Source organism: Cellulophaga sp. 20_2_10 (assembly GCF_023476645.1).
Taxonomy (GTDB): Bacteria; Bacteroidota; Bacteroidia; order Flavobacteriales; family Flavobacteriaceae; genus Cellulophaga.
Genome location: NZ_JAMCOJ010000005.1, coordinates 1 through 15,454 on the forward strand (window position 1 = coordinate 1; position 15,454 = coordinate 15,454).

A 15,454-nucleotide genomic window follows, 5' to 3' on the forward strand; every position below is an offset into this window, starting at 1 on the left:
CCTTAAACAAGCATCTTTTTTAACCCGTTTTAAACAAAATAACAAACCCTCCCAAAACCACACACTTTATCGCAGGTTCTTTGCCTTAGCCAAGGCTATTATCAACCTATATATAAAGAAGAATACGTCGTAATTTCACCTATTAAATACTACCAAAAAGCAATGAGCCAATAACTAAAAGCATAAAAACACCCCTGGGCTTTACAAACACGCTACAAAAAAAAATAGTATTAGCACCCTAATAAAGCAATTGACAACAAACAAACACTTCCTTAGACATGAGACACAACCATTAAGAAGCTCCTTCGTTATAGCGCATAAAAAAAAGCCAAAGAAATAAATTCTCTGGCTTTTTTAAATTCTATTACGATTACCAACCTAATAATAGGTCGACTCTTTTTCTGTATTTTATTCTACAGTAACAGATTTAGCTAAGTTACGTGGCTGATCTACATTACAACCCCTCATTAAAGCAATGTGGTATGACAATAACTGTAAAGGAATTGTAGTTAACAATGGTGTTAACGCCTCTAAAGTATCTGGAACCTCTATTACATGATCCGCTAAGGCCCTAACCTGAACATCTCCCTCTGTTACGATAGCTATAATTTTACCTTTTCTAGATTTTATTTCCTGAATGTTACTTACAACTTTTTCGTAATGACCTCTATTGGTAGCAATAACAATAACTGGCATTGATTCATCTATTAAAGCAATAGGACCATGTTTCATCTCCGCAGCTGGATACCCCTCTGCATGAATATAACTAATCTCTTTTAACTTTAAAGCCCCCTCCAATGCAACTGGGAAATTATAACCTCTACCTAAGTATAAACAGTTAGGAGAATCCTTATAAACTGCAGCTATTTTTTCAATTGCATCATTAGACTGTAAAGCAATTTCTACTTTAGTCGGTATATTTTCTAGTTCCGTTAAAAACTCGCTAAATCTAGCATCTGTTAAACTACCTTTCTCTTGTGCTAATTTTAAAGCAATTAAACTAAGTACTGTTATCTGTGTCGTAAATGCCTTTGTTGATGCAACTCCAATTTCTGGACCAGCATGTGTATATGCACCTGCATTTGTTTCTCTAGCAATAGAAGAACCTACCACATTACAAACACCAAAAACGAAAGCTCCATTTTCTTTTGCTAATTTAATTGCAGCTAAAGTATCTGCAGTTTCACCAGATTGAGAGATAGCTATTAACACATCTTTATCGGTGATTACAGGATTCCTGTATCTAAACTCAGAAGCATACTCTACTTCTACCGGTATACGAGCTAAATCTTCAAAAATATATTCAGCAACTAAACCTGCATGCCAGGAAGTACCACAAGCAACAATAATAATTCTATTTGCATTTAAAAACTTATCTAAATGCTCATCTATACCTGCCATTTTAATTAGCTTTTGATCTGCTAACAATCTACCACGGTATGTATCTAGAATAGCTCTTGGCTGCTCATAGATTTCTTTCATCATAAAATGATCGTAACCACCTTTTTCAATCTCCTCTATATTCATCTGCAATTCCAAAACTGTTGGATATGCAACTGCATCATTCTTAATCTTTCTTAGTTTAATTTCTTTACCAAGTCTAATAATTGCCATTTCTTCATCTTCTAAATAAATAGCATTATTTGTAAACTCAATAAAAGGAGAAGCATCAGAAGCAATAAAAAATTCATTATCACCCATACCAATTGCTAAAGGGCTACCTAATTTAGCCACAACAATCTCATCTGGTTTCTTTATATCAAAAACAGCAATAGCATAAGCACCTACAACTTCGTTTAACGCTAATTGCACAGCCTTACCAAGCTTTACTTTCTCTTTTTTCTGAACTTCTTCAATAAGGTTAATCAACACCTCTGTATCTGTATCAGACTCAAAAGTATAACCTCTATTAATTAATTCTGTTTTTATAGACTCGTAGTTTTCTATAATTCCGTTATGAATTATAACCAACTCTCCCGAATTAGAATAATGTGGATGAGAGTTAACATCGTTAGGAACACCATGTGTTGCCCATCTTGTATGGCCAATACCTATGCTACCTTTCAAAGACATTGTGCCTTCAGTCTTCTTTTTTAAATCTGAAACTTTACCTTTAGTTTTAGAAAGGTTGATTTTTTCACCGTCGAACAATGCTACTCCTGCACTATCATACCCTCTATATTCTAAACGCTCTAGTCCTTTTATAATGATTGGATAAGCCTCTCTATGACCTATATATCCTACAATTCCACACATAATGTAATTTGTTATTAAATGTTACAGTTAATGATTACATGCAAATCTAATTATAAATGTAAAAAAAAGAGCACATAACAGTTATAATAGCCTAAAAAGACTACAAAAAGCAAACAAGGAATAAACTCTTAGTTAGCTTCTGTATAAAAAACCTCTAGTTTTAGTTTTTTATCATCATCTGAAGTGTTGCTACCATATAGTATGGTGCCAAAAGGGTTAATTACAGACATAAGAGGTACTTTACCTTCACCGTCTTCTAACATAGCCTCTGCAGAAACATCAAACCTAATGTCTGAAGTAACAGTTAATCCTAATGTTATATTATCCGCATCACGAACAACCAAGTTATTAAGATACTCTGTAATTCTAAATGTATAAGTTAAACCTTTACCATCACTAGACTCCTCTATAATTCCATCGAAACCTGTAAGCGCAGTAAGACTCAATGCACCATTTGGCAACTCTGTACTTACTGGGTAACTATATATTGCCGCATTATCTTCTGCATTATACAAATACAACCTAGGAGGCTCAACGCCATTACCCGCTGCATCTAAAGCAGCTCTATCTATATAAAAAACCAAATTAGCTTCATTAATTATCCAGTTGTTATTTTTAATTTCCGTAATAGCATCTCTACCATTATTTTCATCAAATAACTTAATTTCAGCAAAAGATCCTGCCCCTCCTCTTATATAAATTCGGTCTGCATTTTCTCCCGTATCCATTTTACCAGCAATATCCGCAGGGTAATCCTCATTAATTAATGTATTAACAGCATTACCTGAACTAGAACTAAGATCTAATACATAGGTTGCATCTGTTTTAACAATAGTGTCATCTGATGTGTCCGTAGCTGTATCATTAGTATCTACCTTATCATACTCATAATTCACATAAATTTTAGCATTGAACAAGTCTAACAACAACATTATATCTTCAGAAGTAGTACCTGAAGCCGAAAGATAGATTCCTCTTAAAAATTCTTGAAAGTTAGCCTGACTAAGTAATTCTGAATCTCCTTCTTTGTCTAAAAAGTTTTCTTGAAAAAAGTCTTTATCTAAATTAACAATGATCCCTGGAGCTAAACGCAAATCTACTTCTTTAGACTCATCTGTATCTTCAGTATCCGGATCATCTTCTTTAAAAGTAATAGTTTCCGATTCATTTATAGTCACCTCACCATCAAACAAAACATCTGAAACAAAAGTTGGAGAAAAAACAAAATCAGAAAAATATATTTGTCTCTGCTCAAAGTTTTGAGTAGGATCTACATCTCTTAAAAAGTATGTAGAGCGCTCTACTTTAAAATTAAATGGAACTGCCTTATTTCCGTATATACTATCAATTTCATACGACTTAGCATAAGCATTTGCTACTACGCTTTCTTCATCTCCATCTGCTGTACCATCACCATCCGTATCTGTACTTAAAGGATTTGTACCTAATGATTGCTCTTGAGCATCTGTTAAGCCATCACCATCTGAATCACTATTAGGATCAGTAGAATCTGCATCAAAAGCATCTTCAACACCATCGCTATCTGCATCACTAAAAGTTCCTGATTTCTTTAAATAAGGAATAAATAAAGTAACTTCTTTAACCGTTTCGTTCTCTGGAATAGTAGTTACACTATCGTCTGTAGCAGAACCATCTTCTGTATCCTGAGTGTAGATTCCAAAAATTGGATTCCCTACGCCAGAAGCTAATCTTACTTGTGTATTAATATAAGCTGTTGTTTTACCATAGACCGGATCTACATAAGACCCTAATTGATATATTGGCAAACCATTAGTCTGTACAGACTTAATTTTTTTGTTATACGCAAACACATCGTAAACTGCTTTTTTAGCTGAAAAAGGTTCCCCAGAGATTACATCTCCAGCAATTGTATCTAATTCATCTTCACAGGATACAAATGTTGTCATTAAAGACAATCCCGCTATAGCAGAAAAAACTAACTTCTTGTAAAAATTCATGTAACTTATTTTAAAACTTCATTACTGTAAAAGTTGGTATACGCTTCTTCAAACTCTTGAAGAGGCACGTAAGACAACACAGGTTTGTCAAGTCCAGAAATATATTCATTAAGCTCTTCTGGAACTTCATCTGAGGCTAAAATAACAGCATCCGAATAATCTACAGCTACTTTTAACAAATTATTATAGTTAGGAGTAGTCAATGGGGTAATTTTATCCTCTCCTATTTCGTCAAAAGCAATTTTTTTAACTATATCCTTATCTAATTCTCCTTCAAAACCTTGATTATACACAGATGTAATAACTTTACTCTCTACAAACAATGGTTCATCTGCGTAAAATTGCTTTAAATATAATGGCACTAAAGAAGCCATCCAACCGTGTACGTGTATAATATCTGGAGACCAGTTTAATTTCTTAACTGTTTCTACAACACCTTTTGCAAAAAAGATAGCTCTCTCATCATTATCTGGAAACAGCGTACCGTTTTCATCTGTAAATGTTGCTTTTCTTTTAAAGTACTCCTCGTTATCAATAAAGTATACCTGAATACGTTCTTTAGGGATTGAAGCCACTTTTATTATTAACGGCATATCCATATCGTTAATAACTAAGTTCATACCAGATAAACGAATAACTTCGTGTAACTGATGTCTTCTTTCATTAATATTACCGTAACGCGGCATAAATATTCTAATCTGCCCGCCTTTACTATTCACCATACGTGGTGTTTCATAAGACATTTGGGAAACTTGATTCTCTGGGAGATAGGGCATTAATTCTGAAGATACAAACAATATCTTTTTACCATTCATAAGAAGCTGATTTTTATTTTATCAAAAAAGCGTAGGATGCAAAATTACAAAAATTATAGAGATTAGCAGTAATTATAGTAAGTTTGCTGTCGTTTTAAATTAAATTTATGTATATATTTCATAAAATTGAAGAATTAGAAAATCATTTTTCTACCGTATCCAAAGGAGAATCCAAAGGAATGGTACCTACTATGGGCGCTTTACATAGCGGCCACATTTCTTTAGTCAAAAAGGCATTAAACGAAAATAAACATACAATTGTGAGTATTTTCGTGAATCCAACCCAGTTTAATAATGCTGAAGATTTAGAAAAATATCCTCAAACTTTAAAAGAAGATATTGCTTTATTAGAAACTGCATCCAAAGATATTGTAGTTTTTGCTCCTTCTGCTCAAGAAATATACAATAGCGATATTACATCTCAAAGTTACAATTTTGATGGACTAGAAAAAGTAATGGAAGGTGAATTTAGAGATGGCCATTTTGACGGTGTTGGCACTATTGTAGAAAAACTTTTTAGCATTGCTAAACCAGATAATGCTTATTTTGGTGAAAAAGATTACCAACAACTACAGATTATAAAAAAACTAGTAGAAATTAAAAAAATACCAGTAAACGTAATTGGCTGCCCTATTGTTAGAGAAGAAAGCGGGTTAGCAATGAGCTCTAGAAATGAAAGATTAACTCCTGAATTAAGAGCAGAAGCCGCTGTTATTTACCAGACACTTAAAGATGCCAAACAAAAATTTGGCACAGAAAGTGCACTAGAAGTTACAGAATGGATTACTGCTCTATTTAAGAAAAACGAACTCTTAGATTTGGAATATTTTACCATAACTGATGCAGATGATCTAAAGACAATTAAAAGAAAATCTGAAAATAAAAAATATAGAGCGTTTATTGCCGTTTATGCTAATGACATAAGACTAATAGACAATATAGCCTTAAATTAATTACCTTTGTAATATGCAAATAGAAGTTGTAAAATCTAAAATTCACCGTGTAAAAGTTACAGGTGCAGACCTAAATTATATTGGAAGTATAACCATTGATGAAGATTTAATGGATGCTGCCAATATTATTAGAGGAGAAAAAGTACAAATTGTAAACAACAATAACGGAGAAAGACTAGAAACTTACGCCATACCAGGACCTAGAAAGAGTGGAGAGATTACACTTAATGGTGCTGCTGCTCGCAAAGTTGCTGCTGGTGATATTCTTATTTTAATAACATACGCACGTATGGATATCGAAGAAGCTAAAACATTTAATCCTTCTTTAGTTTTCCCTAACGAAGAAAACAACTTACTAAACTAATTTGTCGGCCTCTTTAAAAAAAACATTAAAAACAGTGCTTCCAATAGCTTTTGGACTGTTTTTAGTATGGTACTCTTATAACTCTACTTCTGCTGAAGATAGAAAACAGATTATCTTTTACATAAAGGAGGCTAATTTATTTTGGGTAAGCATCTCTTTATTTATGGGTGTTTTAAGCCATATTTCTAGAGCTATTAGATGGAACTATCTTTTAGAACCGCTTGGATACAAACCCAAAATCACAAATAATATCTTAATAATATTAACGTCTTATTTTGCTAATTTAGGAATACCTAGATCAGGCGAAATACTACGTGCCACAGCACTAACCACTTATGAGGGCGTTCCTTTTGAAAAAGGTTTTGGAACTATAGTTACAGAAAGAGTTATAGACTTAATTATGTTGCTTTTAATTATTGCTGTAACATTCTTTTTACAGACAGAGATTATTGTAGAGTTCTTTACAAATAAAGGTTTTAATATTACTAAAATTATTGCTGCACTAGGTTTTGCAGTACTATTAGCAATTGCTTTCTTTTTTATTATAAAAAAATCTAAACATCCATTTCTATTAAAAATAAAAACTTTCGTTACTGGCTTATTACAGGGAGTAACTAGTATTTTTAAAATGAAAAACAAGTGGGCATTTATCTTTCACACTTTCTTTATTTGGTCTGTTTATGTTGGCATGTTCTGGGTTATAAAGTACACCGTTCCAGAAACCATAGATTTATCTATTAGCCAATTACTAGTTGCTTTTATTTTTGGAGCTTTTGCTATGACCGCAACTAATGGTGGCATAGGGCTTTACCCAATTGTAGTAAGTAGCGCATTAGCCATTTTTGGCATTAGCAGTGTTTCCGGTGATGCATTTGGTTGGATTATGTGGATATCACAAACTTTATTAGTTGTCGTTTTTGGGGCAATATCTTTTCTACTATTGCCGTTATTAAAAAGAAACAAATAGTTTTTTAAGACTAAAGAGCAAACCCAAAAATGAAAAAAATTACCTTAACCTTTGCCCTATTCATAGGGTTAAACGCATTTGCGCAAGTAAAAACAGAAGTATTTGAATCTTTTAAACTTCAAGAAAAGAGAGACGTTAGTTATTACATTCCCGAAGAATATAATCCAGAAGATCAGCATACATTAATAGTTGTATTAGATGCGGAGTATCTGTTTGATAATGTTGTTGCCAAAGCTAAATTTTTTAGCAGATTTCATGGTATGCCACCAGCAATTGTAGTTGGTATTCATCAACAAGCAAATCAGGCAAGGTTAAAAGACTGTTCTTTTAATGAAGAAAACGGTCTGCCAACAGAAGAAGGAAAATCATTTTTTGAATTTTTAGGTATGGAGGTTATTCCTAACTTAGAAAGCACTTACAACATATCTCCTTTTAAAATGATAGTTGGTTATGACATTACTGCAAATTTTGAAAATTTTTACTTATTTAAAGAAAACCCACTTTTTAGTTCATACATAAGTATTTCTCCTACGCTTGCTCCTGAAATGCAAACTAGAGTTGCTAATAGAATTGGAGCAGTAGACAAGCAAATATTTTATCATTTAATTGTTGAAGAAAATAAGAACACAGCCCAACTTGCTGAATTTAATACATCATTAGCAGCAATAGAAAAAGAAACGTTTAAGTATTATTTTGATATTTATAATACCAACCATACTTCTATAGCCACTTTTGGCTTAGGAAAAGCTTTTGATGATATCTTTGAAATATTTAAACCCATAAGTCCAAAAGAATATAAGACTAAAATTCTTACTTCTGATGAACCGGCTTACGCGTATTTAGAAAAAAAATACAACAATATTAAAGAAACTTTTGGTTTTAGCAAAAGGGTAGATCTTAATGATGTTATGGCAATTTATGCCGCTAGTAAAAAGAAAGAAGAACCAGAGTCGCTAAAAGAATTAGCTAATCTTTGCAAAAAAGAATTTCCAGATACAATGCTTGGCTTTTATTTTGAAGGTGAATACTATGAAGAAATAGGCGAACCAAAAAAAGCACTACGTACATTTGAAAAAGCTTTTGGAATGAGTGAAATTGACTTTTTAACTAAGGATATGGCTTTGGAAAAAATAGATGCTTTAAAAGCAGATTTTGGGTATTAGAATTAGACTAAAATTTATAAATATGTTTATATTTATCACCAAAACCACTCAATTACTTGCACTAAATGGACAACCAACCAAACAAATCAAATTCTAATATTCTATCTATTATCGGAATTGTATTAGGAATTTTGAGCTTATTTTTTTCTATAATCCCTTGCTTAGGTATTTTCGCAATTATCTTTGGCTGTATAGCAATCATCATTTCAATCATAGCTGTATTTAGGGTCTTTATGTTAAAGCAAACAAAAATACTTGCAATTATAGCTTTGGTCATTTCTTTGCTAGGTATGGCCTCTCTCGGATTTCAATTTTTCGTGACTTCAAAATTATTATTTGACCAAATAGAGCTACAACAACAGATAAATGAAACGGAAGAATTAGATGAGCTAGAAGAACCAGAAGACACAGAAGAGTTGGATGTGATACCTGAAGAAACAGAAGAGATAGAAGAAGAAGTACAAGAAATCTCCATTAACTCCAAAGGTTTAAAACTGAAATCAGGAATAGAATTAGACACCTATGTTTATGGAAGCCACAGATGCTATACATCGTAGAAATCATCTTTTCTTTAACTTAGTCTTTATTTTATTTTTCACCTCAGCACTACTCTATGTTTTAATTTCGAAGGATACGCTAACGTGCTATTACAAGTCTAATTATGGCCTAGATTGTCCCACCTGCGGATTTACACGAGATTTTAAATCCATTCTAAATTTTCAAACAACGCATTTAATAAACCCGCAGTCGTTACAGTATTTTTATATCCTAAGCTCTTTTTTTATAGCTAGACTACTAATTAGTCTTATTCTCTTATTTAAATTCCGATATAGACCCGTCTTAATCGTAGACCTTATCTTTATTTTCGCTTTTATAGTATCTATTGCACTAATTTATTTTAAAATGATATTCCAAACGGTCATCTAAAAGAAAAGTAAACCGTCTGACTTTGAATAAGAGGTTGATTTTCAAAAACTAAAACACCGCTTTATACGGTTTGGAATGCTTAAATTTTCCGATTTTAGTTACCCCTTATTTAGTACCTTTGGTCTAAACCAATAAGTAAGGTAATGGCTAAGACTAAAACAGCTTTTTTTTGTCAAAATTGCGGTACTCAATACGCTAAATGGGCAGGACAATGCGGCGCTTGTAAAGAATGGAATACCATTGTAGAAGAGGTAATACAAAAAGAAGAAAAAAGCAGTTGGAAAGCACCAAGTGCACCTGCTAAAAAAACATCTAAACCTTTACGTGTTAATGAAATTAGCACAGAAAAAGAACTTCGACTTAACACCTATGACTTAGAATTTAACAGAGTTTTAGGCGGTGGCTTAGTACCTGGATCCTTAACTTTACTAGGAGGCGAACCCGGTATTGGAAAAAGTACATTATTACTACAAATATCTTTAAAACTACCATACAAAACACTATACGTTTCTGGTGAAGAAAGTCAGAAACAAATAAAAATGCGAGCAGATCGTATTCTTCCAAATAGTGAAACATGTTTCATTTTAACAGAAACAAAAACTCAAAATATTTTTCAGCAAATTGAAGCTATACAACCAGATATTGTGGTTATAGATTCTATACAAACACTACATTCAGATTATATAGAATCTGCCGCAGGTAGTATTTCTCAAATAAGAGAATGTACAGCCGAGCTTATAAAATTTGCAAAAGAAACGAATACTCCGGTAATTTTAATTGGTCACATTACAAAAGACGGTACCATAGCTGGCCCTAAAATTCTAGAGCACATGGTAGATACTGTTTTGCAGTTTGAAGGTGATAGAAATTACGTATACAGAATATTACGCGCATTAAAAAATAGATTTGGATCTACAGCTGAACTAGGAATTTACGAAATGTTAGGTAGCGGGTTAAGGGAAGTAAATAATCCTTCTGAAATTTTAATTTCTAAAAATGACGAGGGCTTAAGCGGAACTGCTATTTCTGCAACCATAGAAGGCATGCGCCCTTTAATGATAGAAATACAAGCCTTAGTTAGCACTGCTGTTTACGGTACACCACAACGCTCTACTACGGGCTATAATGCAAAACGATTAAATATGCTATTGGCCGTTTTAGAAAAACGAGCAGGATTTAAATTAGGTGCTAAAGATGTATTCTTAAATATAACTGGCGGTATCTCTGTAGATGATCCGGCTATAGATTTAGCTGTAGTTGCAGCCATATTATCTAGCAATGCTGACATTGCAATCCCTAAAGGAATTTGTTTTGCTGCGGAAGTTGGCTTAGCTGGTGAAATAAGACCTGTACAACGCGTAGACCAACGTATATCTGAAGCAGAAAAACTTGGTTTTAGCACAATTTTTGTCTCTAAGAATAATAAAATTACATTAAAGAATACGGCCATAAAAATATTCCTTGTATCTAAAATAGAAGATGTAGCAAGAGGTTTGTTCGACTAAAATTTAGATTTAAATACTTTAACTTTTTATTAATACGCAAAAAATTGCATGTGGTATAAATCTTGATAATACGTAGTCTTAATCCTTAAAAAAATAAGATGAAAAAATTATTAATTATTGCCTTTTTAGTTATTTACGGAACAAGTGTTGCTCAAGAAACCGACACAAAAAGAATAATACCAAAAGGATTGTGGACTATTGGTGGTAATCTTGGGTTCTCAACCAACAACTCAGAATTTAGTAGAGAGCTAGAAGACGACATTGAGCGAAAAAATCACACATATAGTCTACTACCAAAGATTGGCTACACTATCTCCGAAAATTTAATTATTGGGTTAGGTCTTGGCTATTCTTTCTCAAAGGATGATATTAATAATGACAACTCAAAAACCAATTCTTATAACTTTACACCATATATTAGAAAGCATTATGGAATAGGGCAAAATTTAAGTTTATTTATTCAAGGAGAAGGTAATTATGAAATAGCGAAACAAAAAAATACCAACTTTAATTACGAGAATACCAGTAAGTCTTTATTTATTGGGTTTAGACCTGGTCTAAACTACTTTATCAGCAAAAAAGTAGCTCTAGAAACAACAATTGGATCCCTTGGATACAAACACAGAACAAGCGAAGTCACAGGAAGCGATAATGGTAAAACCGAAACCAATTCATTCAATTTTAATATAGATTCCGCTAATTTAAACTTTGGTGTAATTGTATTTTTATAAAACAAAAAAGAGGCTATATATAATGTATAGCCTCTTTTTTGTTTTATATCTTTTTCGAGAATTTATTAAGGAGCCGGATTAGGAATTTGTTTGTGTATTAATTCAATTCCTTCTAAAACCTCATCTGTTAGTTTTACATTTACACTACCTATATTTTCTTCTAATTGCTTTAAGTTCGTTGCACCAATAATTGTACTCTTAACAAATGGTCTAGAGTTAACATACGCCAGTGCCATTTGGGGCAAGGACAAATTGTGCTTGCGGGCTAGATCAAAATACAATTGTGTTGCTTGTTTAGCATTGTCACCACTATATCTATTGTAATTAGGAAACATTGTTACACGTGCATTTGCAGGCTGTAAACCTCCCAAATATTTACCACTTAACACCCCAAAACCCAAAGGAGAATACGGTATTAAACCAATATCTTCCCGCATAGATACTTCTGCCAAACCAACCTCATATGTTCTATTTAATAAACTATACGGGTTTTGTATTGTAGACATTCTTGGCAACTTTCTGTGTACTTTACTTTCCTCTAAGAAACGCATAGTTCCCCAAGGAGTTTCATTAGATAAGCCAATGTGCTTTATTTTCCCTTCATTTACTAAGTCGCACAATGTATTTAATACTTCGTGAATATTATCTTCCCAAAAATCGTTTATTTTATGATCATATCCTCTTTGTCCAAAAAAATTAGTCTGGCGTTCTGGCCAGTGTAATTGATACAAATCAATAGTATCTGTCTGTAACCGTTTTAAACTGTTCTCTACTGCAGATATTAAGCCGTCTTTTTTAAAACCTGTAGTTCTAATATGTTTGGTCATATCTGCTTTACCAGCAATTTTAGACGCTAACACTACTTTATCTCTGTTTCCTGTTTCTTTAAACCACTTACCTATAATTTTTTCTGTCTCTGCATATAACTCTGCCTTTGCCGGAACAGGGTATAATTCTGCGGTATCAAAAAAGTTAACACCTTGCTCTAAGGCATAGTTCATTTGCTCAAATGCTTCTTCAATATTGTTTTGTCTGCCCCAAGTCATTGTCCCTAAGCAGATTTCACTCACTTCCAAATTAGTATGTGGTAGTTTAGTATATTTCATAGTCATTAATCTGGTGAAAATTCTTCATGTTCTCAACCAAATCTAGGGAAATAATTACTTTAATCAAACATAAAAACAAGCATTCGTTAAAGATTTTACCATAAAAAAAAGCGTTTATCTAATTTAAGATAAACGCTTTTTTTTATATTATGAAGACTATTTTTATAACGTCCTGAAATACTCCGTAATAGCTCTTGCTTCTTCTTTTGTTAATCCTTGATTTGTCATTAAAGCATTATTATATTCTTTGTATAAAGCTTTAGCAATTGGATCCTCTTTTAGCATCCCTTCTGGGTTTAAAATCATATTCATAACCCATTCTGGACTTCTGCGATCTAATACTCCTTTTACAGCAGGGCCTATTAAACGCATATCTGTTGCATGACAAGCCACACATTTAGAACTAAAAATAGCTTCACCACTTGTTGCCATTTCTTTATCTATCTCCGCGCCTAAATCTACAGATTTTATTGGGCCAACTCCTTTGTTGTCCATATCTACTGGAACTCCTTCTTGCTTAGCAGCACTTTTGTCCTCTTTTTTGGTTCTGTTCATCTCAAAACCATCGGATTTTTTATCCTCTTTTTTGTCACCACAACTCGCCATAAATACGCCTGCAGCTAAAATTAAAAGTATTTTTTTCATGTGTTTAAGTTTTAAAGCACTAATATAAGCAATACTCCTATTTAAACATGCTCTTCTAAGAATTTAACTACCCTTTTTTCTGCATATGTTATGTTATTATCGCCATAGAACCCAACATGACCTCCGTACAACGGTATTTCTAAAAACAAGTTGCTATTTGCCTTAGTTTCTTCTAGAGGATAGCAAGCTTCTCCTAAAAAAGAATCATTTTTTGCATTTAAAATTAGTGTTGGTATTTTTATATCTGGTAAAAATTGCAAACAACTTGCCTTATTATAATAATCTATAGCATTTTTAAATCCGTTTGCCCTACTTGTATACACATCATCAAAATCTTTTAAGGTCTTAATCTTTTTAATTTCTGCTGTAGTTACTTTATCTGGAAATTGCTGTTGCTTTATCTTTAATTTTTCAATCAAACGTTTTTTAAAATTTGTAGCATATAAGACATTCTTAGGCTTTAATAATTCTTGCAAAGAACTGCCTAAACTACACGGTACAGAAACACCTACAGCTGCCTTAATCTCTTTAGAAAGCAACCTTTCTTCACCTACATACTTTAACACAAGATTTCCTCCTAGGCTAAAACCTTGAAGTATAATTTCTGAGTATTTATTCAACTTAACAATATGTTGTACAACTGCATCTAAATCTTCTGTAGCACCAGAATGGTAAGATCTATACAAAATATTAGTCTCTCCGCTACACCCTCTTAGGTTAACAGCACAAACCGAATAGTTATTCTGCAATAATTGCTGTACTGCTCCTAAAATATAAGGTCGTTGTGCATTGCCCTCCAGACCGTGCAAAACAACAGCTACTTTAGTTGTTTTTACAGATGTAAAGCTCCAGTCTAAATCTAAAAAATCTCCATCTTCTAAATAAATACGCTCTCTTTGTTGCGCTGGCTTTTCTACCGAACGAAACAAACCTGTGTACAAAGTTGAAAAATGCCCACTTTTAAATAAAAAAGAAGGATTGTATGTTGATTCTAATATTGGCAATTTTACTTAGGATATACTTCTAATAATTTCTGTTGTTCCTCTATGGCATCTACAAATTCAGTTTTTAAATTTGAAACTAATTCTGTAACAGAAACAGCATTAGTTATATTGGTTACACCTTGACCCGCAGACCAAATTGTTTTCCAAGCTTTAGCTTCTGTATCCATTTCCTTACCAAAATCTATTTTAGTATCTTTTTTAAGATCATCTTCTGTAATACCAGCCGCTTTTAAACTAGCGCCTAAAAAGTTTGCATGTACACCAGATATAGATGCGGTATACACAACATCACTAGCACCTGCATCAATAATCATTTGCTTATAATCTTCTGTAGCCTTACTTTCTTTAGTATTAATAAAACGAGTACCCATATAAGCAACATCTGCTCCCATTTGCATTGCAGAAGCGATATCTCTACCTGTACTAATACAACCAGAAAGAATAACCGTTTTTGTAAAGAACTTTTTAATTTCTGCAACTAAAGGCATAGGATTTAAGGTTCCTGCATGACCACCGGCTCCAGCTGCAACCACAATTAAACCATCTACACCAGCCTCAGATGCTTTTTCTGCATGACGCTTTTTTATAACATCATGAAAAACCAATCCGCCATAACTGTGCACAGCATCTACTACCTGTGAAACGGCTCCTAAAGACGTAATTATTAATGGCACTTTATGTTTTATACACAACATAAGATCTGCCTCTAACCTAGGATTAGTTTGATGAACAATTAGATTTACCCCAAAAGGTGCTGCTTTTTTTCCAGTCTCTTCTTCAAAAGTTTTTAATTCTGCTTTAATTTGAATTAGCCACTCTTCAAAACCCTCACTTGTACGTTGGTTTAATGCCGGAAAAGTACCTACAATTCCGTTTTTACAACATTCAACAACCAAGCTTGGTCCCGAAATTAAAAACATTGGTGCGGCTATAACCGGTAAAGAAAGTTCTTTTACAAAAGGGGCTACTGTTCTCATAACTACAATTTTTATTATGTTAAGACCAAAAAAGTAGAAATTTAACTACTTTTTAAAGGGTA

Annotated in this window: 14 protein-coding genes; 7 read left to right on the top strand and 7 right to left on the bottom strand. The window is 33.0% G+C overall.

Annotated elements, in window-relative coordinates; genetic code table 11:
- Positions 1 to 408 precede the first annotated feature (408 nt).
- The 3 genes from glmS to M4I21_RS10775 all read right to left on the bottom strand — a co-directional run bounded on the left by glmS (position 409) and on the right by M4I21_RS10775 (position 5,050).
- Positions 409 to 2,256 carry a glutamine--fructose-6-phosphate transaminase (isomerizing) gene (gene glmS / locus M4I21_RS10765; RefSeq protein ID WP_249559166.1) on the bottom strand — a complete coding sequence of 616 codons (1,848 nt, stop codon included), beginning with the start codon at positions 2,254 to 2,256 and terminating at the stop codon, positions 409 to 411.
- A 128-nt stretch (positions 2,257 to 2,384) separates the two neighbouring features.
- On the bottom strand, positions 2,385 to 4,235 hold the full coding sequence (locus M4I21_RS10770) for a DUF4270 domain-containing protein (protein WP_249559167.1): 1,851 nt from the start codon (positions 4,233 to 4,235) through the stop codon (positions 2,385 to 2,387).
- Positions 4,236 to 4,240: 5 nt separating this feature from the next.
- Entirely contained in the window at positions 4,241 to 5,050 is an 810-nt protein-coding gene (locus M4I21_RS10775; protein WP_249559168.1) for a glycogen/starch synthase, read from the bottom strand.
- 107 nt (positions 5,051 to 5,157) lie between these two features.
- Between M4I21_RS10775 and panC the strand changes: the two genes are divergently transcribed.
- From panC to M4I21_RS10810, 7 genes are all read left to right on the top strand, one after another.
- Positions 5,158 to 6,003, top strand: a complete 846-nt coding sequence (gene panC, locus M4I21_RS10780; RefSeq protein WP_249559169.1) for a pantoate--beta-alanine ligase — start codon at positions 5,158 to 5,160, stop codon at positions 6,001 to 6,003.
- 13 nt (positions 6,004 to 6,016) lie between these two features.
- Positions 6,017 to 6,367 (top strand): aspartate 1-decarboxylase, encoded by a 351-nt coding sequence (panD, locus tag M4I21_RS10785; RefSeq protein ID WP_072303819.1) that lies wholly within the window; start codon positions 6,017 to 6,019, stop codon positions 6,365 to 6,367.
- A gap of 1 nt (position 6,368) precedes the next feature.
- Positions 6,369 to 7,334 (top strand): lysylphosphatidylglycerol synthase transmembrane domain-containing protein, encoded by a 966-nt coding sequence (locus tag M4I21_RS10790; protein ID WP_249559170.1) that lies wholly within the window; start codon positions 6,369 to 6,371, stop codon positions 7,332 to 7,334.
- 29 nt (positions 7,335 to 7,363) lie between these two features.
- Positions 7,364 to 8,497 (top strand): alpha/beta hydrolase, encoded by a 1,134-nt coding sequence (locus M4I21_RS10795; RefSeq protein ID WP_249559171.1) that lies wholly within the window; start codon positions 7,364 to 7,366, stop codon positions 8,495 to 8,497.
- Between the two features lie 65 nt (positions 8,498 to 8,562).
- Complete coding sequence (locus M4I21_RS10800) at positions 8,563 to 9,054, top strand: hypothetical protein (protein WP_249559172.1); 492 nt, start codon at positions 8,563 to 8,565, stop codon at positions 9,052 to 9,054.
- A 513-nt stretch (positions 9,055 to 9,567) separates the two neighbouring features.
- Positions 9,568 to 10,929, top strand: coding sequence for a DNA repair protein RadA (radA, locus tag M4I21_RS10805; RefSeq protein ID WP_249559173.1), 1,362 nt, complete (start codon positions 9,568 to 9,570; stop codon positions 10,927 to 10,929).
- A 98-nt stretch (positions 10,930 to 11,027) separates the two neighbouring features.
- Positions 11,028 to 11,660 carry an outer membrane beta-barrel protein gene (locus M4I21_RS10810; RefSeq protein ID WP_249559174.1) on the top strand — a complete coding sequence of 211 codons (633 nt, stop codon included), beginning with the start codon at positions 11,028 to 11,030 and terminating at the stop codon, positions 11,658 to 11,660.
- A gap of 65 nt (positions 11,661 to 11,725) precedes the next feature.
- Here M4I21_RS10810 and M4I21_RS10815 read toward each other — a convergent pair whose 3' ends face one another.
- The 4 genes from M4I21_RS10815 to M4I21_RS10830 form a co-directional block, all read right to left on the bottom strand.
- Positions 11,726 to 12,766: an aldo/keto reductase gene (locus M4I21_RS10815; RefSeq protein WP_249559175.1), complete on the bottom strand. Its 1,041-nt coding sequence runs from the start codon at positions 12,764 to 12,766 to the stop codon at positions 11,726 to 11,728.
- A 162-nt stretch (positions 12,767 to 12,928) separates the two neighbouring features.
- Positions 12,929 to 13,411 carry a c-type cytochrome gene (locus tag M4I21_RS10820; RefSeq protein WP_249559176.1) on the bottom strand — a complete coding sequence of 161 codons (483 nt, stop codon included), beginning with the start codon at positions 13,409 to 13,411 and terminating at the stop codon, positions 12,929 to 12,931.
- Positions 13,412 to 13,452: 41 nt separating this feature from the next.
- Positions 13,453 to 14,415, bottom strand: coding sequence for a YheT family hydrolase (locus M4I21_RS10825; protein ID WP_249559177.1), 963 nt, complete (start codon positions 14,413 to 14,415; stop codon positions 13,453 to 13,455).
- Between the two features lie 2 nt (positions 14,416 to 14,417).
- A complete protein-coding gene (locus tag M4I21_RS10830; protein WP_249559178.1) occupies positions 14,418 to 15,392 on the bottom strand; it encodes an NAD(P)H-dependent flavin oxidoreductase in 975 nt (324 codons plus the stop codon).
- Between the last annotated feature and the right edge of the window lie 62 nt (positions 15,393 to 15,454).

Coding starts and splice junctions, on each gene's coding strand:
- glmS (WP_249559166.1), bottom strand. CDS start 2,256: ATGTGTGGAATTGTAGGATATATAGGTCATAGAGAGGCTTATCCAATC.
- M4I21_RS10770 (WP_249559167.1), bottom strand. CDS start 4,235: ATGAATTTTTACAAGAAGTTAGTTTTTTCTGCTATAGCGGGATTGTCT.
- M4I21_RS10775 (WP_249559168.1), bottom strand. CDS start 5,050: ATGAATGGTAAAAAGATATTGTTTGTATCTTCAGAATTAATGCCCTAT.
- panC (WP_249559169.1), top strand. CDS start 5,158: ATGTATATATTTCATAAAATTGAAGAATTAGAAAATCATTTTTCTACC.
- panD (WP_072303819.1), top strand. CDS start 6,017: ATGCAAATAGAAGTTGTAAAATCTAAAATTCACCGTGTAAAAGTTACA.
- M4I21_RS10795 (WP_249559171.1), top strand. CDS start 7,364: ATGAAAAAAATTACCTTAACCTTTGCCCTATTCATAGGGTTAAACGCA.
- M4I21_RS10800 (WP_249559172.1), top strand. CDS start 8,563: ATGGACAACCAACCAAACAAATCAAATTCTAATATTCTATCTATTATC.
- radA (WP_249559173.1), top strand. CDS start 9,568: ATGGCTAAGACTAAAACAGCTTTTTTTTGTCAAAATTGCGGTACTCAA.
- M4I21_RS10810 (WP_249559174.1), top strand. CDS start 11,028: ATGAAAAAATTATTAATTATTGCCTTTTTAGTTATTTACGGAACAAGT.
- M4I21_RS10815 (WP_249559175.1), bottom strand. CDS start 12,766: ATGAAATATACTAAACTACCACATACTAATTTGGAAGTGAGTGAAATC.
- M4I21_RS10820 (WP_249559176.1), bottom strand. CDS start 13,411: ATGAAAAAAATACTTTTAATTTTAGCTGCAGGCGTATTTATGGCGAGT.
- M4I21_RS10830 (WP_249559178.1), bottom strand. CDS start 15,392: ATGAGAACAGTAGCCCCTTTTGTAAAAGAACTTTCTTTACCGGTTATA.